This window comes from Gammaproteobacteria bacterium (assembly GCA_030680605.1).
Lineage (GTDB): Bacteria > Pseudomonadota > Gammaproteobacteria > SURF-13 > SURF-13 > JAQBXX01.
In genome coordinates this window covers 199,507-218,405 of the sequence record JAUXUQ010000002.1, presented here as the reverse complement: position 1 = coordinate 218,405, position 18,899 = coordinate 199,507, and the positions used below count along the sequence as shown (strand labels likewise).

General features: G+C 59.2%; 21 protein-coding genes. All 21 read right to left on the bottom strand.

Annotated features, from left to right (window positions below; genetic code table 11):
* Positions 1 to 58: 58 nt before the first annotated feature.
* Positions 59 to 925: a c-type cytochrome biogenesis protein CcmI gene (gene ccmI / locus Q8L89_02560; protein MDP1707938.1), complete on the bottom strand. Its 867-nt coding sequence runs from the start codon at positions 923 to 925 to the stop codon at positions 59 to 61.
* Positions 922 to 1,386, bottom strand: a complete 465-nt coding sequence (locus Q8L89_02555) for a cytochrome c-type biogenesis protein CcmH (GenBank protein ID MDP1707937.1) — start codon at positions 1,384 to 1,386, stop codon at positions 922 to 924. Before Q8L89_02555 ends, ccmI begins: the two co-directional genes overlap by 4 nt.
* The gene (locus tag Q8L89_02550; GenBank protein MDP1707936.1) at positions 1,383 to 1,910 is read right to left on the bottom strand and encodes a DsbE family thiol:disulfide interchange protein; all 528 of its coding nucleotides are present in this window, start codon (positions 1,908 to 1,910) and stop codon (positions 1,383 to 1,385) included. Before Q8L89_02550 ends, Q8L89_02555 begins: the two co-directional genes overlap by 4 nt.
* A gap of 4 nt (positions 1,911 to 1,914) precedes the next feature.
* Complete coding sequence (locus Q8L89_02545; protein MDP1707935.1) at positions 1,915 to 3,891, bottom strand: heme lyase CcmF/NrfE family subunit; 1,977 nt, start codon at positions 3,889 to 3,891, stop codon at positions 1,915 to 1,917.
* Positions 3,888 to 4,376 (bottom strand): cytochrome c maturation protein CcmE, encoded by a 489-nt coding sequence (gene ccmE / locus Q8L89_02540; GenBank protein ID MDP1707934.1) that lies wholly within the window; start codon positions 4,374 to 4,376, stop codon positions 3,888 to 3,890. The genes Q8L89_02545 and ccmE overlap by 4 nt, the downstream gene beginning before the upstream one ends.
* The gene (ccmD, locus tag Q8L89_02535; GenBank protein MDP1707933.1) at positions 4,373 to 4,543 is read right to left on the bottom strand and encodes a heme exporter protein CcmD; all 171 of its coding nucleotides are present in this window, start codon (positions 4,541 to 4,543) and stop codon (positions 4,373 to 4,375) included. Before ccmD ends, ccmE begins: the two co-directional genes overlap by 4 nt.
* Complete coding sequence (locus Q8L89_02530) at positions 4,530 to 5,318, bottom strand: heme ABC transporter permease (protein ID MDP1707932.1); 789 nt, start codon at positions 5,316 to 5,318, stop codon at positions 4,530 to 4,532. Before Q8L89_02530 ends, ccmD begins: the two co-directional genes overlap by 14 nt.
* 3 nt (positions 5,319 to 5,321) lie before the next feature.
* Positions 5,322 to 6,008, bottom strand: a complete 687-nt coding sequence (gene ccmB, locus Q8L89_02525; GenBank protein MDP1707931.1) for a heme exporter protein CcmB — start codon at positions 6,006 to 6,008, stop codon at positions 5,322 to 5,324.
* Positions 6,008 to 6,646 carry a cytochrome c biogenesis heme-transporting ATPase CcmA gene (gene ccmA / locus Q8L89_02520; GenBank protein ID MDP1707930.1) on the bottom strand — a complete coding sequence of 213 codons (639 nt, stop codon included), beginning with the start codon at positions 6,644 to 6,646 and terminating at the stop codon, positions 6,008 to 6,010. Before ccmA ends, ccmB begins: the two co-directional genes overlap by 1 nt.
* Positions 6,647 to 7,230: 584 nt before the next feature.
* Positions 7,231 to 8,496, bottom strand: coding sequence for a histidine--tRNA ligase (hisS, locus tag Q8L89_02515; protein MDP1707929.1), 1,266 nt, complete (start codon positions 8,494 to 8,496; stop codon positions 7,231 to 7,233).
* A gap of 67 nt (positions 8,497 to 8,563) precedes the next feature.
* Complete coding sequence (gene ispG / locus Q8L89_02510) at positions 8,564 to 9,697, bottom strand: flavodoxin-dependent (E)-4-hydroxy-3-methylbut-2-enyl-diphosphate synthase (GenBank protein ID MDP1707928.1); 1,134 nt, start codon at positions 9,695 to 9,697, stop codon at positions 8,564 to 8,566.
* 29 nt (positions 9,698 to 9,726) lie between these two features.
* Positions 9,727 to 10,593, bottom strand: a complete 867-nt coding sequence (locus Q8L89_02505) for a DUF4115 domain-containing protein (protein ID MDP1707927.1) — start codon at positions 10,591 to 10,593, stop codon at positions 9,727 to 9,729.
* Entirely contained in the window at positions 10,577 to 11,398 is an 822-nt protein-coding gene (pilW, locus tag Q8L89_02500) for a type IV pilus biogenesis/stability protein PilW (GenBank protein MDP1707926.1), read from the bottom strand. Before pilW ends, Q8L89_02505 begins: the two co-directional genes overlap by 17 nt.
* A complete protein-coding gene (gene rlmN / locus Q8L89_02495; GenBank protein MDP1707925.1) occupies positions 11,395 to 12,501 on the bottom strand; it encodes a 23S rRNA (adenine(2503)-C(2))-methyltransferase RlmN in 1,107 nt (368 codons plus the stop codon). The genes pilW and rlmN overlap by 4 nt, the downstream gene beginning before the upstream one ends.
* Positions 12,502 to 12,505: 4 nt before the next feature.
* Positions 12,506 to 12,937, bottom strand: a complete 432-nt coding sequence (gene ndk / locus Q8L89_02490; GenBank protein ID MDP1707924.1) for a nucleoside-diphosphate kinase — start codon at positions 12,935 to 12,937, stop codon at positions 12,506 to 12,508.
* Positions 12,938 to 13,025: 88 nt separating this feature from the next.
* A complete protein-coding gene (locus Q8L89_02485) occupies positions 13,026 to 13,583 on the bottom strand; it encodes a NifU family protein (GenBank protein ID MDP1707923.1) in 558 nt (185 codons plus the stop codon).
* 16 nt (positions 13,584 to 13,599) lie between these two features.
* The gene (locus tag Q8L89_02480) at positions 13,600 to 14,061 is read right to left on the bottom strand and encodes an SUF system NifU family Fe-S cluster assembly protein (protein ID MDP1707922.1); all 462 of its coding nucleotides are present in this window, start codon (positions 14,059 to 14,061) and stop codon (positions 13,600 to 13,602) included.
* Complete coding sequence (locus tag Q8L89_02475; protein MDP1707921.1) at positions 14,058 to 15,311, bottom strand: cysteine desulfurase; 1,254 nt, start codon at positions 15,309 to 15,311, stop codon at positions 14,058 to 14,060. The genes Q8L89_02480 and Q8L89_02475 overlap by 4 nt, the downstream gene beginning before the upstream one ends.
* The gene (sufD, locus tag Q8L89_02470) at positions 15,308 to 16,654 is read right to left on the bottom strand and encodes a Fe-S cluster assembly protein SufD (protein ID MDP1707920.1); all 1,347 of its coding nucleotides are present in this window, start codon (positions 16,652 to 16,654) and stop codon (positions 15,308 to 15,310) included. The genes Q8L89_02475 and sufD overlap by 4 nt, the downstream gene beginning before the upstream one ends.
* A complete protein-coding gene (sufC, locus tag Q8L89_02465; GenBank protein ID MDP1707919.1) occupies positions 16,651 to 17,430 on the bottom strand; it encodes a Fe-S cluster assembly ATPase SufC in 780 nt (259 codons plus the stop codon). Before sufC ends, sufD begins: the two co-directional genes overlap by 4 nt.
* Entirely contained in the window at positions 17,430 to 18,866 is a 1,437-nt protein-coding gene (sufB, locus tag Q8L89_02460; GenBank protein ID MDP1707918.1) for a Fe-S cluster assembly protein SufB, read from the bottom strand. The genes sufC and sufB overlap by 1 nt, the downstream gene beginning before the upstream one ends.
* Positions 18,867 to 18,899: the final 33 nt, after the last annotated feature.

Genomic DNA, 18,899 nt, shown 5'->3' with positions numbered 1-18,899 from the left:
TTTCATTTCCTCACCTTCGGAGGGTGGCAAGGCATACACGCACACATACCCGTCGCCATTATTTATCCGATGCCGGCTTGGCTGCTGACGCACGGTCTTCGGCCTCGGCAATGTGCTGTCGCACAGTCTGCAGGCCTTCAACGTCCGCCGGCATTAGTGTCAACAAGCGCCGCCACGTACTCGCGGCCCTCGTATAATCCTGTTGCTGAAAGGCCGCCATGCCCGACAGCCATAGCGCCTTGGGGTGGTTGCCATCCAGCGCCAGGGCCTGGGTGAAAAGCTCACTGGGCTTGCCGGACAGATCCTGATTGGGACGGCTCAAGGCCATCATCTCGGCATAATCCGTCAGCAGATCTGGCTGCTCGCCAACTAGTGGCAATGCCTTGGCATAGGCCGCAGTCGCATCGGCATAACGCCCCTGCACACTGTATGAACGGGCCAGCATCAACCAGTCCGAGCCATCGCCCGGGTTATCCTTCAGGCGCTGCTCAAGACGTTGCACCATCATCTCCGGCGAAAACCCGCCCGAGCCGTCCGCTCTGGGCGGCGCAGTACGATTTTCACGCGTGTGGTCCAGTTGCAGGTACAACCCGATACTGAGCAAAGGCACGATCAGCGCTATCGCCAGCGCCGTACTGCGGCCTTCGAACAAACGTGGAGCATCTCCTGGCGCAGGTGGCGCATCGCTTGCGACATCCTCCAGCAGTTTACGCTGCAGGTCACGGTTCGCCTGCTCAAATTGCCCAGGACTGATAGTGCCTATTTTGAAGTCGTTCTCAAGCTCGCTCAGCTGATCCTGGTAAATTCTTATGTTGAGCGTATCACGCGCAACCGTAGCCTCACTCTCGCGCCGCAACAGTGGAGGCAACAGAAAGACCAACGCGATGATGAGCATCATCGCGGCCACTACCCAGAATACACTCATCCCTTGTTCTCTCCTCGTACGTCCTGTAGCAGGCTGTGCAGACGCTGCTGCTCGCCCCCTGTCAGCGGCACATCACCCGAGCGCCGGTGACGTCGAACCACATAATAGATCAACGTCAGCGCACCCAGCCCGGCCAGAATAAACGGCCCCAGCCAGAGGACTGCAGTCAGGCCCTTGAAGCGCGGCCGAAACAATACGAAATCACCGTAGCGCGCCACCAGATAATCGGTGATTTCCTTGTCGGTCTTGCCATCCTCCAGCATTGCGCGCACCTGGTTACGCAGATCCTTGGCCAGGTCGGCATGCGAATCCGCAATGCTTTCGTTCTGGCACACCAGGCAACGCAGCTCGGACGCCAGCACCCGGTAGCGTGCCTCCAGCGCTTCGGCCTGCGCTGCCGACGTTGCCGCCCACAAGCTGGCGCCGTACAGCATCAATACCAGTGCAATTACCCTTTTCATCCCTCAAGCTCCTTGATCAGCGGCAGCACCGTGGTTCTCAGGTTTTGTTCCGTCAGCGGTCCAATTACCTTGTAACGGATGATCCCCGCGCGATCGATGACGTAGGTTTCCGGCACACCATACACACCGTAATCGATGCCTACGTTGCCTTGCTCGTCGAACGCGCTCACCAGATAGGGGTTGCCCAGATCATTGAGCCAGCGTAGCGCATCCTGACGCGCATCCTTGTAATTGAGCCCATAGATATTGACCTGCCCGGTTCTGGCCAACGCCACCAGCAGCGGATGCTCCTCACGACAGGCCGCGCACCAGGATGCCCAGACATTAAGCAGGGTCACCTTGCCCAGCAAGTCCCTGCTGCCGATCTGCTGTGTGGGATCGTGCAGCTGCGGCAACATGAATTCCGGCGCGGGTTTGCCAATGAGCGGCGACGGCACTTCACGCGGATTCAGATACAAGCCCGCCCACAGCAACACGACCAGAGCCGCGAAAATCCCGAGCGGGACGAGAGAGCGTGCGCGCATGCGGCTAGCCCTGTGCCGTTGCCGCTGCGTCGGGCATCGTCACCCGGCGGGTAGCCAGACGATAACGGCGATCGGTCACAGCAAGGAAACCACCCAGCATCATGACCAGCGGGCCCATCCAGATCCATTGCACGAAGGGCTTGTAATACACCCGCAGACTCCACGCCTCGTTGCCCACCGGCTCACCCAGTGCAACGTAGAGATGACGGAACATCCCTGCGTCTATGCTCGCTTCCGTAGTGGGATCCTTCTGTACCAGATAGACGCGTTTCTGTGGCCGCATGGTAAACAACTCCTTGCCTGCCTTGCTCACCACGACCACACCCTCCTTGGCTGCGTAATTCGGTCCATTGACATCCTGCACGCCGTCAAATCTAAATGAATAGCCTGCCAGTTCCACACTCTCGCCCCGCTCCATACGCTGCTCTTTCTCCTGGCTGTAGCCGCCGGAGATGCAGACACCGAGCGCGAATATCGCCACACCAAGGTGCGCGAAAAACATGCCGTAGTAACCGCGCGGGATATTGAGCAAACCTCGCGCCAGACCACTCAGGCCATTGCGCCCGGCCACATCCCACAGATTTTTAAGGCTGGAGAGAATAATCCAGAAGGCCATGAAAAAACCGAGACTGATCATGACTGACCATGTACCCAGCAACACCGGCAGCAACAGCGCCGTCACCACACTGACCAGCAGCGCCCAGCGCAGGCGTGTTACCAGATCGGGGATACTGGCCTGCTTCCAGCGCGCCACCGGGCCTATGCCCATAAGAAAGATCAGCGGCGCCATCAGCGGGATAAACACCGCATTAAAGTACGGTGGGCCGACGGATATCTTGCCCAGACCCAGCGCGTCGACAATCAGCGGATACAGGGTGCCCAGCAGGACGCTGGCCGTCGCCACCAGCAACAGCACGTTGTTGCCCAGCAGCATGGACTCGCGCGACACCAGTTCGAAGTCGCCGCCCAGCCCCACGCGCTGTGTCCGCCACGCATACAGCGCGAGCGAGATACCCACCACCAGCCCCAGAAAAATCAATATGAACAGACCGCGCTCCGGATCGGTGGCAAAGGCGTGCACCGATGTCAGCACGCCCGAGCGCACCAGGAAGGTTCCCAGCAGTGACAGCGAAAAAGCCACGATCGCCAGCAACACGGTCCAACTCTTGAAACCACCCCGCTTTTCAGTCACCGCCAGCGAGTGGATAAGCGCGGTAGCCACCAGCCAGGGCATGAACGAGGCGTTCTCCACCGGATCCCAGAACCACCAGCCACCCCAGCCCAGTTCGTAATAGGCCCACCAGCTACCCAGCATAATACCGAAGGTCAGAAATATCCACGCCACCGTCGTCCATGGTCGTGACCAGCGCGCCCAGGCGGCGTCGAGCCTGCCCCCCAGCAGGGCGGCAATGGCAAAGCTGAAGGCAACAGAAAGACCCACATAGCCCATGTACAACATGGGCGGGTGAATAATCAGGCCGAGATCCTGCAGCAGCGGATTCAACTCACGCCCTTCAAGCGCTGCCGGAACCAGGCGATCAAACGGATTCGAGGTCAGCAGCATGAACAGCAGGAAGCCAACGCTGATGAAGCCCATCACACCCAGTACGCGGGCCACAAAATCCTGTGGCAGATTGCGACTGAAATACGACACCGCCAGCATCCAGCCACTCAAAACAAGTGCCCACAGCAACAACGAACCTTCATGCGCACCCCATACTGCCGTCACGCGGTAGTACCACGGCATGGCAGAGTTGGAATTGCTGGCCACGTACAAGACAGAGAAATCATTGGCGACGAAGGCATGCGTGAGGGCAATAAACGCAATCAGCAAAAACACAAACTGGGCGCGTGCCGCCGGCCGCGCCACCGCCATCCACGACAAATTACCGCGCGTCGCACCCACCAGCGGTAACACTGTTTGCACCAGCGCAACACCAAGCGCAATGATCAGCGCAAAATGGCCAAGTTCAGGTATCATTTGGTAGAGCCTCCCTGCATCATCAGTGTGCCTGTGAACTGCTGCGGGGCTTGCGCACCGGATTCACTGGCTTGTTTGAGCGCCTCGGCCACTTCCGAAGGCATGTAATTTTCATCATGTTTGGCGAGCACTTCGTCGGCCATGAACTGGCCGCCGACATTTAACTTGCCCTGGGTGACCACCCCCTGACCCTCGCGGAACAAGTCCGGCAATATACCTTTGTAGGTAACCGGGACACTGGTCACATTATCCGTCACATTAAAGTGTACGGTGAGTCCGTCGTCTTCGCGCCTGACGCTGCCCTGCTCCACCAGGCCTCCAAGACGCAAATTACGCTCATGCACCTTCTCTACGCCCGCGAGCTGGCTCGGCCCGTAGAAAAATACCAGGTTGCCGCGAAAGGCGTTCAGCGTCAGCGCTGCGGCCACACCTACCGCCAGCAGTATCAGCAACACAATCATTAAACGGCGGCGGCGCGGTGTCATGCCTGCCCCCGGTTGCGTTGTGCACCGCGCACCAGCATACGCACCACCTGCCGCTGCTGCTGACGCGCCAACAGCACATTCAGCGCCAGCACCACCAGGGTCACACCATACGAGCCCCAGACATACAGGGCGTAGCCGCCCATATTGAAAAATTCAGCGATATTCATTGCTACTCCTGGTTGTATCCGGAGAGGATTTATCCGTTGCCGCCAACTCCTGCGCCAATTCCTGCACCCATGCCGCGTTGCGCTCACGTTCGAGTACTTCGGTGCGCGTACGCATCAGGAGTATGACCACGTACAGCAGCTTGAAACCCAGCGCCATGAGCAACAGTGGCCACAGCATGCTGGAGTGAATCGCAGACACCCCGACTCCCAGACTCTGTGGCTGATGCAAGGTATTCCACCACTGCACCGAGTAATAAATAATAGGCACATTGACCGCACCGACGATGGCGAGTACGGCAGAGGCGCGCGCAGCAGTGCGACGATCCTCGAAGGCCGACTGCAGGGCGATGTAGCCCAGATACAGGAACAGCAGAATCAGTTCGGACGTAAGCCGCGCATCCCACTCCCACCAGGTGCCCCACATGGGCTTGCCCCACAGCGAGCCGGTCACCAGCGTGATGAAGGTAAACGATGCGCCGATAGGCGCCGAAACTGCGGCAACAATGTCCGCCAGTTTGATATTCCAGACCAGACCAATCGCCGCCGCCGTCGCCATCAGCAGGTAGATAAACATGGAGTTCCACGCACTCGGCACGTGGATGTACATGATGCGTACGCTGTCGCGTTGCTGATAATCGGCGGGCGAGGCGAACAGGCCCAGATACAAGCCGGCCAGAATCAGCAGCGCAGTTGCACCCGCCACCCACGGCAACCACTTGCCTGACACCGTGTAAAAATATTTCGGTGAACCGAATCTATGCAGCCATACCCACATAACCTACTCCACACTGATCCGTAACGCCGCGCCCGCTGCCCACGGCGCCAGACTCAAAGACAACAGCAGCAGCGCGCCCATAATGGACAAATGGGCATCCACCGCCAGACCACTGGCTGCACTGTCTACCGCCCCGGCGCCCATGATCAGTACCGGGATATACAGTGGCAAAACCAGCAACGACAACAACACGCCACCCCGGCGCAGGCCTACGGTGAGGGCCACGCCTATGGCGCCAATCAAACTCAACACCGGCGTACCCAGCGCCAGCGTAACCATCAAAACCACGATGGCATCACCCGGCAGATGCAGCCACAGCGCCAACATCGGCGCCAACAGCAGCAGTGGCAATCCGGACAACAGCCAGTGCGCCAGCACCTTGGCAAGCACGGTGGCAAACACCGGCTGGGGCGCCAACAGCAACTGCTCCAGCGAGCCATCCTCAAAATCCGAATGGAACATCGCCTCCAGTGACAGCATGGCAGACAATAGTGCCGCCACCCACAATACGCCTGGCGCAAGCTTCTGCAGCAGGTTCGGCTCCGGTCCTACACCGAGCGGAAACAATGTGACCACAATCACAAAAAAAACCAGTGGGTTCAGTATCTGCGCCCGCCGTCGCAACGCGAGCAAAAGATCGCGGCGAATTAACACGCCCAACGCCGACAACACCCCAGGTACTTCGCGCATTAACTCAACTCCAGACGCACGATGCCCACCTCGGCGACTGTCACCGGATGGTGCGTGCTCACCGCCGCCAATCCTCCTCGCGCCAGGTGCCGGGACAGCATCTGCTCCACCAACATGACACCGTGGGTATCGAGCGCGGTAAACGGCTCATCCAGTATCCACAGACTTGCATCCATTACCAGCAGACGGGCGAGTGCCACGCGCCGGCGCTGACCCGCCGACAGCGTACGCGCCGGTACATCCTCGAACCCGGCCAGCCCGACCTGTCCCAGCGCCTCATCCAGCGTAATGCCGTTGCGGCTGCAGGCAAGGCCACGAGTAACTCCCAGATTCTCATAGGGCGTGAGGTCACCTTTTACACCTGGATTATGCCCCAGATAAATCAACTCCGACCGGAACTGCTCCGGCGCCTTGTCGACCCCTACCCCACGCCAGCGTATCTCACCGCGGTTGGGCCGCGCCAGCCCGCACAAAATTCGCAGCAGACTGGTTTTACCACTTCCATTAGGCCCTTCGATCAACATTAGGTTCCCGGGCGCCAGCGCAAACGAAAGCTCGCTGAATAACACCCGCTCACCCCGCTCGCACTCGAGATTTACCGCCTCCAGTCCCGCTGGCGGCACGGCAGGTCCACTCATGGTAACGCTCGCCACAGCGCACGGGGTGGCCTGCTGCAGTTTCTGGGAATGGTGCCAGACCGGTTTTTGCCTGCGGCCTCAAAACCCATCTCCATGGGCATGCTGATCATCCTGTCTTTGTTGCAAGAATCGCGCCCTATTGTCACATAAAAACAGTGCGTTTAGCACTGTTTCCCACTGCCCCAGAGGCCTTAAGACAGGTTTTTGCTATCGTTAAAAGCGGTATTTCCAAACTTCAAAATCAAACGAAATTTTAACAACTACGAAACCGCACCAGCGACCGACACTTGGTGTCCTCAATAACCCTTTTTGCCTAACCCGCTCGCACGCCACAGTGCGAGGACTGATACTGGTCAGACGGCTGTCTTCGCCACTCCGCCTAGCAGCATTTCACTACCCCGCCAAGGTCATGAGCAGCGTCTTTGAAAAAGAACATTATCTGTGGCTTAGACCCCCCCGGCAGTGCCTTCCCCAGGCGGGCACCACCCGGTCAGGATATATGTCAAATCGCGCAGAAAACTGGGGGCGATGGTTTGATTAGCAGAAAATTTACACTTTAAAAGCTCAGGCAGGCACGATTTGGACTAGATCTTGTTCGAGAAAAAATCAACCAGTTGCGACTGCGCTATACTTATTTGCTCACCTGAAGTTGCGCGCAAGCCCTTGATGCTGACCTCACCCCGCGCCGCCTCTTCATCACCCAGTATCAGCGCATGGCGTGCGCCGCTTTTATCCGCACGTTTGAGCTGACTCTTGAAGCTGCCACCACCACAGTGCACGGTCAAGCGGAGTGCGGGCAAGGCGTCACGCAAGCGCTCTGCCAGCACCCAGCCGTGTGCCTGCGCTGCATCGCCCACCATCACCAGATAGGCATGCGGCGGTTGCAGCGGCACAGCAGCCGTCTCTGCCATCAGCGCGACCAGCCGCTCCATGCCAAGGGCGAAACCGATGGCGGGGGTGGGCTTGCCACCTATTTGCTCTACCAGCGTGTCGTAGCGGCCACCTGCACACACGGTACCCTGGGCGCCCAGACGGTCGGTCACCCACTCGAACACGGTGTAATCATAATAGTCCAGTCCACGTACCAGGCGCGGGTTGATTTCGTAGCGCAGCCCTGCGCTATCGAGCAGGGCGCACAACCCGGAGAAATGTACGCGTGACACCTCATCCAGATGATCCGCCAGCCGCGGGGCCGCCTCAATCACTGCCTGCAAGGCCGGATTCTTGCTGTCGAGTATGCGCAGTGGGTTGGTATGCAGCCGGCGTTGGCTGTCTTCATCCAGCACGTGACTGTGCCCGGTGAAATAACGTACCAGCTCGCTACGGTAGGCCACACGCGAGGCATGTGAGCCCAGCGAGTTGATCTGCAACACAAGGTCTTCCAGCCCCAGGCTGCGCCACAGCCGTGCACTGAGCAAGATCAACTCGGCATCAATGTCCGGCCCGGGAAAGCCGTAGGTCTCTACACCGACCTGGTGAAACTGGCGGTAGCGGCCCTTCTGCGGACGCTCGTGCCGGAACATCGGGCCCTGATACCACACGCGCTGGGTCTGGTTGTGCAGCAGTCCGTGCTCAATGGCGGCACGCACACAGCCGGCGGTACCTTCGGGGCGCAAGCTGAGACTGTCACCGTTACGATCGGTGAAGGTATACATCTCCTTCTCGACGATGTCGGTGACCTCACCTATGGAGCGTGTAAACAGTTCGGTCGCTTCGACCAGCGGCAGCCGTATTTCGCTGTAGCCATGGGCGACAAACAGGCTGCGTATGCGCGCTTCGATATGCGCCCAGTGCGGTGTCTGCTGCGGCAGGATATCGTTCATGCCGCGTATGGCCTGGATGGATTTCATATAAAGGCAGATTAAAGGGAAAAGATAAAAGGGGAAAGGGTGAACCGCTCTTTTTCCCTTGTATCTTTTACCTGGCTTTAGCAATAGGAATCACAGGGTGCGCAGACTCATGCTGACCGAGTTGTTGGCGTAATTTGATTTTGGCCCGGATGACTTTCTCCAGCTCATCCACCAGTTGTGCGTTGTTGACCTTGTGGTCCGGCTTGCCATCGCTATACAGCAGATTGGGTGCCCCGCCCGCAAGCCCGATCTCCGCCTCCCGGGCCTCGCCCGGCCCGTTCACCACACAGCCTATTACCGCAACATCCATCGGTTCAAGGATGTCCTCGAGCCGCGCCTCCAGCGCGTTCACGGTGCTAATGACATCGAACTCCTGGCGCGAGCACGAGGGGCAGGCAATGAGGTTGATGCCCTTGTTGCGGATATGCAGGCTCTTCAGAATATCAAACCCGACCTTGATCTCCTCCGCCGGATCGGCGGCCAGCGAAACCCGGATGGTGTCGCCGATGCCCTCCATCAGCAGCATACCCATGGCGACGGCGGACTTTACTGTGCCGGAACGCAGGCCACCGGCCTCGGTCACACCAAGATGTAATGGCTGTTCAATCTGTTTGGCCAACAGGCGGTAAGCGGCAATGGTCATGAACACCTCGGAGGCCTTGATGCTGACCTTGAACTGCTTGAAGTTGAGGCGCTCGAGAATTTCGACATGGCGCAGCGCGGACTCCACCATGGCTTCCGGGGTAGGCTCGCCGTATTTTTTTTGCAGATCCTTCTCCAGCGAGCCCGCGTTCACACCGATACGGATTGGAATATTATGATCGCGCGCCGATTCCACCACGGCCCGCACGCGGTCTTCCCGACCGATGTTGCCGGGGTTGATGCGCAAACAGTCCGCACCCAGTTCCGCCACCCGCAGCGCGATCCTGTAGTCAAAGTGGATATCGGCAACCAGTGGCACGGTGACCTGTTGCTTGATCAGGCCAAAGGCCTCGGCGGCCTCCATGGTCGGTGTGGACACACGTACGATATCGGCACCCACCTTTTCCAGGGCGCGAATCTGCGCCACGGTGGCCGCGACATCACAGGTATCGGTGTTGGTCATGCTCTGTACCGATACCGGTGCGTCACCGCCGATCGCAACATTGCCCACCATGATCTGGCGTGACGTGCGGCGTGGCAGGATAATCTGATGTCGCATGGTGTGTCCGTTGGCAGTAATTCAGATGCTCAGGGTGTGTCCGCTTCAGCCAGCGTAAAACGTGCAACGCGGCTATAACTGTAGCGCGACTGGTCAAACAATGTCCCATTATACTCGACCGTCACGGCGGGGGAATTGCCCAGTACTACCTGCAGCGGCGGCGTTGCGCCCTCCAGCACCCGGCTACTGCCGCCGGGCACCAGCTCATACATGATGGTCCTGCCGGTCGCATCGCTGATCATCACCCAACTGTCAGCGACGAAACGCAATACCACTTTAATCTGTGTCGCCACCACAGATCGGTGCTCCGCCCCTGCAGGCGAGGCCAGCGGTTGGCCCTCCACTGCGCTGATCGTGGGTGGCGTTACGACAATCTCCGGCTCTGGCACAACACCGACAGGCTCCTCCCCGGGCGCGATATAGGCGGGAGGAGGGGCAGGTGATGGGATGTCCACCTGTGCAGGCAGGCTTGCAACGGACGCAGGCGGGACATACCAGAGGTAGGCAATGACACCGGCAACACCGGCCACAATGGCGAGCACGATCAGCCAGCGCGATACACTCGGGGGGGTACTGGCCAGCCCCTGGAATTGCACCGGCCCGGCAAACACTGCCTGCTTGTCTGCATCAGACACTGTATAGCACTCGACGATGGCATCTGCAGGGAGTTGCAGTAACAGGGCATAACTGCGCAGATAGCCACGCACAAACACCGGGGCCGCGATCTCGGCATGCCGATCCTGCTCCAATGCCCGTATGTAACGGGCATCCAGATGCAGCTTGTCCGCCACCTGCTCCACCGACCAGCCCAGGCTTTCACGCCTGGCGCGCAACCGCCCACCCGGACCGGCTGCGTTCACATGTTCTGTGTGCGTGCCGCTATCCTGTGCGGCCATGGTGCAGGGTGGGCGAGACTGAACTGTGCTCCGATGCCTGCAACAGTTTCGCCTCGTCCGAATCCGGAAAGTTGCCCTTGAGATAAACCGAGTAGCTTGCTACCGCGTCTTTATCACCCAGCACCCGCTCTATACGGATGCCCAGCCAAAGACTCTGAGGGGTGTGGCTGGCAACCTCTGCATAACGCTGCAGATAGGCGCGCGCAGGCAGATGTCGACCGGTTTCAAAATTGATGAGCGCCATCTGGTACAGGGACACTGGCAGTGTTTGACGCAACTCCAGCGCCCTGCGGAAGTACTGCTCCGCCTTCACCAGATCAGGTTTGCGCTGGGCGCACAGGCCTGCATTTTCGTAGGCCAATTCAGGCGTGGCATACAGCGGGTTTTCCAGCGCCTTCAGAAACTCCTGTTCAGCCTCGTCCAGCCGGTTGCGCCTGCTACAGAGAAAGGTACCGTAATTGTTGTGGGCTGAGGAGTCCTGCGGTGCGAGCGCCAGCGCGCGCTTATAATGCTCCTCCGCAGTATCCACTCGGCCTAACTGATCATAAAGAATGGCAATGGCATTGTGGCCGCTGGCGAGATTGGGGTCGAGCTCGAGGGCACGTTGTAGTTTGCCCAGCGCAATATCCGGCTTGCCTTGCTGCATATAGCCCATGCCCAGCTTTACGTGGGTCTCAGCCAGCGTGTCTGGACGATCCTCGGTAGCCTTGAGCGCATCTGACTGTCTGCCGGTAGAGCTGCAAGCACCTGCTAACATGCCCACGGCCAGCATTGCCAGCAACACACTTGCAGGGTGACGCGTCATTGTGGGCCAGGCTCTGCTGCCAGTGCACGTCGCTGTTGACGTCGACTGCGATCCTGCACCTTGCCCGCCAGCTGGCCACAGGCGGCGTCGATGTCTTCGCCACGGGTCTTGCGCGTGATAGTAACCAGATCAGCCTCCATCAGGATGGTGCGGAAACGCTCAATCGCCCGTGCGCTGGAACGTTTGTAGCGGGTGTCGGGAAACGGATTGAAGGGAATCAGATTCACCTTGCTCGGCACCTCTCGCAACAAACGCACCAGTGCATGGGCCTGCTCCGGGCTGTCGTTTATGCCATCGAGCATAACATACTCAAAGGTGATGCGGCGGCGCGGCTCATCGGCCACATAACGCCTGCAGGCCGCCAGCAACTCGGCTATCGGGTACTTCTTGTTGAGGGGTACCAGGGTATCGCGCAAGCCATCATCCGGCGCGTGCAGTGAAACCGCAAGACTGACCGGGCTTACCGCATGCAACCGGTCTATGGCGGGTACTACACCGGCCGTGCTCAGCGTAACGCGACGCTTCGACAGACCGTAACCAACATCGTCGAGCATGATGTTGATGGCGCGCGTGACATTGTCGAAATTCAGCAGCGGCTCACCCATACCCATCAGCACCACATTGGTGATAATGCGCTCGCCCTTGGGATCACGCTTCAGCGCACGATTCGCCACCCAGACCTGGCCGATAATTTCTGCCACTGTAAGATTACGATTAAAACCCTGTTGCGCCGTAGAGCAAAACGAGCAATCCAGTGCACAACCTGCCTGCGATGAGATACACAAGGTACCGCGCCCTTCCTCGGGAATAAACACGGTTTCAATGCAGTTGCCGGAGTCGAGCCGCAGCAACCACTTGCGGGTGCCATCGACCGCACACTGGTCAAGCACCACCTCGGGCGCGCGGATTTCGGCAATCGTCTTCAGCTTCTCCCGCAACACCTTGCTGATGGTGGTCATCGCGTCAAACTCAGCCTCACCGTAGTGATGCACCCACTGCAACACCTGCTCGGCGCGAAACGGTTTCTCGCCGAGCAGGGTGAAGTATTCACGCAGTGCTGCGCGATCCATGTTCAGCAGATTGGTGGGGGCTGGGCTGTTCAAGGTCTTAGCGCGTGCGGGCGCAAATCTCGTCAGGCTTGAAAAAGAACCCGATTTCGATAGCGGCGTTTTCGAGTGAGTCGGAGCCATGCACGGCGTTTTCATCAACGGTGCTGGCAAAGTCGGCGCGGATGGTGCCCGGCGCGGCCTTTTTAGGATCCGTCGCACCCATCAGTTCGCGGTGCTTGAGCACGGCATTCTCGCCCTCCAGCGCCTGCAACATGACCGGCCCGGAAATCATGAAGCTCACCAGATCGCTGAAGAAGGGACGCTCCTTGTGCACCGCGTAAAAGCCCTCGGCCTGCGCCCGCGTCAGATGCTGCATTCTGGCGGCGATGACGCGCAAGCCGTTGGCCTCGAAGCGCTGATAAATCGCGCCAATCAGGTTTTTGGCCACTGCATCCGGCTTGATAATGGAAAAGGTACGTTCAACCGCCATGTAAAGCTCCTTGAATTGAGTTCAATCAACTTTACATTTTAGCCTGTATGAGGCAGCCGGACAAACCGGCGTGAAAACCCACCTGGCTCTAGGCCGCGATGACTTCCAGCTCCGGCTCTACCGTATGCAGCACATTCTCGATGGCGTTCAGGGTCACCATCGTGGAGCTGGGGCAGGTGCCGCAGGCCCCATGGTAGCGCACCGTCAGCCGGTTGCCCTCCAGCGCCAGCACCTCGATACCGCCGCCATCGGCCAGCAGGGCCGGGCGCACCTTTTCATCCAGCAGCAGGTTGATCTGCGCCAGACGCAGTGCGTCCTCCACGTTCAGCCCCGGCGGTGCGGCAGTTGCTACCCCCGGGCTCAGCGCCTGGGTGGAGGCGGCATCGGTCTCACGAATGGGTACGGCCACCTGCTTCAGCAGCTCATCCCAGTGGGTAACCCCATCCTGGGTCACGGTGAGCCAGCGGTCGACATAAAACACATTGGTCACGTGCGGGATCGCAAACAAGGCCGTGGCCAGCGGGTCACCCGCGGCCTGCTGTGCACTTTCATAGGAGCGCACCACGCCTTGCGTCAGCGGCTCGCGCAACACGAATTTCATCGCGTTGGGGTTAGGTGTGCGCTCGATGTCAGCAATCTTGGGCATATGCAGTCCGTGCGACTTAAAAGTCGCCGGTCTCGGTGGTGGCGCTCGGCTCTTCGTGTACCGCCGCATGCAGCGTGTGCCAGGGCAACACCGCGCACTTCACCCGCGTCGGCAATGCACGCACACCGGCAAAGACATTGAGCCGGCCCAGATTGTTGGTTTGTGCCGCGTCATCCAGTGTGCCGGTCACCATGGCGCGAAACTCCTGCACCAGGGTGTCGGCCTCGCGCACGCTTTTACCCTTGACGCTTGCGGTCATCATGGAGGCGGAGGCCTTGCAGATGGCACAGGTCTCACCCTCAAAGGCGATCTCGTGTATCAGGTCGCCATCGAGGCGCAATGCCAGACTGATGTGGTCACCGCATAACGGATTATGACCTTCCGCACGGCGGTTGGCGGTCGCCAGCGCACCGTAATTGCGGGGCTTTTTGTTGTGATCCATGATCACTTCCTGATACAGCTGGCGCGCGTCGCTCATGCGAACACCTGCTGCACCTTGCGCACACCTTTCACCAGCGCATCGACCTCGGCAAGAGTGTTATAAAAGGCAAACGAGGCGCGTGCCGTGGCGGGCACACCAAAGCGCTGCATCACCGGTTGCGCACAATGATGCCCGGCACGGATGGCGACCCCTTCCAGGTCGAGCAGGGTACCCGCATCATGCGGATGAATACCGTCCAGGGTGAATGACAACACCGCCGCCTTTTCCCGGGCCGTACCGATGAGCCGCACGCCCTTGAGCTGCCCCAACTGCTCCGTGGCATAGCGCAACAAGGCCTGTTCGTGGCGGGCGATCGCATCCATACCGATGGCGCTCAGATAATCCACCGCCGCGCCCAGGGCAATCGCGGCCGCGATGGGTGGCGTGCCGGCCTCGAATTTGTACGGGATGGCGTTGTAGGTGGTCTTTTCAAACGTCACGTTCAAAATCATGTCGCCACCGCCCTGATAGGGCTGCATCTTCTCCAGCAGTGCGGCTTTGCCGTACAACACGCCAATACCGGTCGGGCCACACATCTTGTGGCCGGAAAAGGCATAAAAATCACAGTCCAGCGCCCGCACATCCACTGCCATATGCGGTACGGCCTGTGCACCGTCCAACAGCACTGGCACCTCATGCCGGTGCGCAATCTGAATCATTTCATGCACCGGATTGACCGTGCCGAGCGCATTGGAGACATGTGCCAGCGCTACCAGCCGGGTACGGGTAGTGAACAGCTTGTCATATTCATCCAGTAGCAGCTCGCCGGCATCGTTCATGGGTATGATGCGCAACTGCGCGCCTTTTTCCTCGCACAGCATCTGCCACGGCACAATATTGGAGTGGTGCTCCAGCGCCGACAGGATGATTTCATCACCCTGCCGGATAAATGCGCGACCAAAACCCTGCATCACCAGGTTAATACCTTCGGTAGTGCCGCGGGTAAAGATGATCTCGCGCTCCTCGCGGGCGTTGATAAACTGCATCAGCTTGCGGCGCGCCGCCTCGTATTCGTGTGTGGCAATCTCGCTCAGGGCATGCACTGCACGGTGCACGTTGGCATGCTCGGCCTGCTGATACTGCACCCAGCGCCCTATGACCTGCCGCGGCATCTGACTGCTGGCTGCATTGTCCAGATACACCAGCGGATTGTCGTGCACCCGGCGGGCAAGTATGGGGAAATCTGCGCGTATGGCTTCCACGTCCAGCGCCGCGGAGGTTGGCTGTATTGCGGATGCCGGGGTCATTGCATCACCTCTGCCGCTGCATGCGCGTGGATACGCTCACGTATCAGCGCACTCAGACGTGAGCGCAGCGAAACCAGCGGTATCTTCTCGATGATCTCGCCGGCAAACGCATAGGTCAACAAGTTGCGCGCCGCACTGTCAGAGATACCACGACACTTCAGATAAAACACCTGCTCCTCGTCAAGCTGCCCTACGGTCGCCCCGTGGCTGCACTTCACATCATCTGCCAATATCAACAGCTCGGGTTTGGTGTTGATGCGCGCACGCGCCGACAACAACAGGTTGCGGCTTTGCTGCCGGGCATCGTTCATCTGCGCATCCCGACGCACGACAATCTTGCCATTAAACACGGCGTGCGCGCTTTCATCCACAATGCACTTGTTGAGCTGGGTGCTGCTGCCCTGTGATGCCGCATGATCAATCACACTGTGCGTATCGGCAAGCTGCTGGCCGCCTACCAGCGTCAGGCCTTTCACCACACATTCGGTACCGGGAGCTTGGTGCGCCACCGCCAGATTATAGCGCGACAGCCGCGCCCCCAGCGTGATGGCTATGGACTGGTAACAGGCATCGCGTGCCAGCGCTACAGCATGGTTCGTCATATGGAATGCCGTGCGGGGCTCATCCTGTAGCCGTACATGACGCACATGCGCGCCCTCCTCGACCACCATCTCACTCACCGCATTGGTAAACGTGACACCCTCACCCAGCCCCACATACTCCTCTACCAGGGTGCAGATACTGCCACGCTCGCCCACTACCAGACAGCGCGGTGAATTGAGTATCGGGCCCTGTTGTGCAGTGGCAATAAACAACAGGTGCAGGGGGCGCTCGCACACGACATCGCGCCCAATATGCAACAACGCTGCATCTGCAAACAAACGTGTATTGAGGGCGGCGAACACGTCATGCTGCATGTCTGCATACCGCGCCAGGTGCGCAGCAACGGACATGGCTTCCTCACACTGCCGTGCACTCAGAGGGGTCAGCGTGACGCCTCGCGGCACATCATGGGTATCGGAGAGTTCCGGCGCGTAGTGGCCGTTCACAAACACCAGCCGGGTGGCAGCAGCCTCGGGGAATATCAGCCGTTCAAAATCGGCAAAGGGGGCATGCAGTGTTTGCGCACACGCGGGCTCCAACGCAAGCTCGCTGAGCGCACTGAGATCGGTGAAACGCCAGGCCTCGTCACGCTTGCACGGGAAACCCAGCGCAGCGACACGTTCACCAGCGCGTACTCGCAACGCCTTGAGCCAGCCTGCATCATTAACACACGGCTCGGCCTTGTACTGAGCCAGCCTTTCCAGAAAGCTGTCACTCGTCATGGGCTGTACTGCGCTCATGCCAGTTGACTCGCCACCCGCTCCTCGCGCACCCAATCGTAACCGCGCTGCTCCAGTTCCAGCGCCAGTTCCTTGCCGCCGGTCTTGACGATACGCCCCGCCTGCATGACATGCACAAAGTGCGGCATAATATAATCAAGCAGGCGTTGATAGTGAGTCACCATGATCACTGCGTTGTCGGGCCGCAGCAGCTTGTTGACGCCACCAGCCACCTCACGCAGCGCGTCGATATCCAGGCCCGAATCGGTCTCGTCCAGCACCGCCAGCACGGGCTCCAGCAATGCCATTTGCAGTATCTCGTTGCGTTTCTTTTCGCCGCCGGAGAAGCCTTCGTTCACGCTGCGATCAAGGAAGCTTGCATCCATATCCACCAGCTTGAGTTTTTCGCGCACCAGATCATCAAACTCCAGCGGATCGAGTTCCTCGCCGCCGCGCTGCTTTTGCACGGTGTTATAGGCCAGACGCAAAAATGAGGCATTGGAGACACCGGGAATCTCCACCGGATACTGAAAGGCCAGAAACACGCCAGCCTGCGCGCGCTCCTCGGCCGCCAGCGCCAGCAGGTTCTCGCCCTTGTACAGAATCTCGCCGCCGGTCACAGTGTACGCCGGGTGCCCCGCCAGCACCTTGGAAAGGGTGCTCTTGCCGGAGCCATTCGGCCCCATGATGGCATGCACCTCGCCCGCCCGTATCGTCAGGTCAATCCCCTTCAGGATTTCCACGCCCGCGACGGCGGCATGCAGATCGTGCACATCCAACAACACATTCTTCGCCATTAACCCACCGCGCCTTCGAGCTTGAGCCCCAGCAATTGTGTTGCCTCCACTGCAAACTCCATCGGCAGCTGCATGAAAACATCCTTGCAGAAACCATTGATAATCATTGAAACCGCTTCTTCCGGGCCGATGCCGCGGCTGGCAAAATAAAACATCTGATCTTCTCCGATCTTGGAAGTGGTCGCCTCGTGCTCCACCTTGGCGCTGGGGTTGCGCACTTCGATATAGGGGAATGTATTGGCCGCACAGCGTGACCCGATTAGCAGTGAATCACACTGCGAATGATTGCGCGCACCCTGCGCCGTTGGGTTCATGCGTACCAGTCCGCGATAACTGTTGCTGGAGTAGCCCGCCGAAATGCCTTTGCTCACAATGCGGCTGCGGGTATTTTTGCCGATGTGGATCATCTTGGTGCCGGTGTCGGCCTGCTGCTTGTGATTGGTCAGCGCCACCGAGTAGAATTCCCCCACCGAGTTGTCGCCCAGCAGGACACAGCTCGGATACTTCCAGGTGATCGCCGAGCCGGTTTCCACCTGGGTCCAGGAGATCTTCGAGTTTACGCCCCGGCACATGCCGCGCTTGGTAACGAAGTTGTAAATACCGCCCACACCCTTTTCGTCACCCGCATACCAGTTCTGCACTGTGGAATATTTGATCTCGGCGTTGTCCAGCGCTACCAGCTCTACCACTGCAGCGTGCAACTGGTTGGTGTCAAAACGCGGCGCGGTGCAACCCTCCAGATAGCTCACGTGGCTGCCTTCCTCGGCAATGATCAGCGTGCGCTCAAACTGGCCCGACGCCTGGTTGTTGATACGAAAGTAGGTGGACAGTTCCATCGGGCAGCGGGTGTGCTTCGGGATGTAGCAGAATGAGCCGTCGGTGAACACCGCTGAATTGAGCGCGGCATAGTAATTGTCGCCCTGCGGCACCACGCTGCCCAGATATTTCCGCACCAGCTCCGGGTGCTCCTGCACGGCCTCAGAAAACGAGCAGAAGATGACACCGACCTCGGCCAGCTTTTTCTTGTAGGTCGTGGCCACCGACACCGAATCAAAGATCACATCGACCGCCACCCCGGCCAGCGCCTTGCGTTCATGCATGGGCACACCGAGCTTCTCAAAGGTGCGCAACAACTCCGGATCAACCTCATCCATGCTCGCGAGCGTCTTCTTCGGCTTGGGCGCGGAGTAGTAAACGATGTTTTGAAAGTCGATTTTGGGATAATGCACGTCCGCCCACACCGGCTCCTCCAGGGTCAGCCAGTGGCGGTAGGCCTTGAGGCGAAACTCCAGCAGCCAATCCGGCTCGTTCTTCTTGGCTGAAATCAACCGAATGGTGTCCTCGCTCAAGCCCTTGGGCGCGCTCTCCGACTCCACGGGCGTGACAAAACCCGCCGTGTAGGGCCGGTTGATCAGGCTTTCCAGTGTCGCGCCCATAGCTTTATCAAACCCTTAACTTTAAATTGCGGT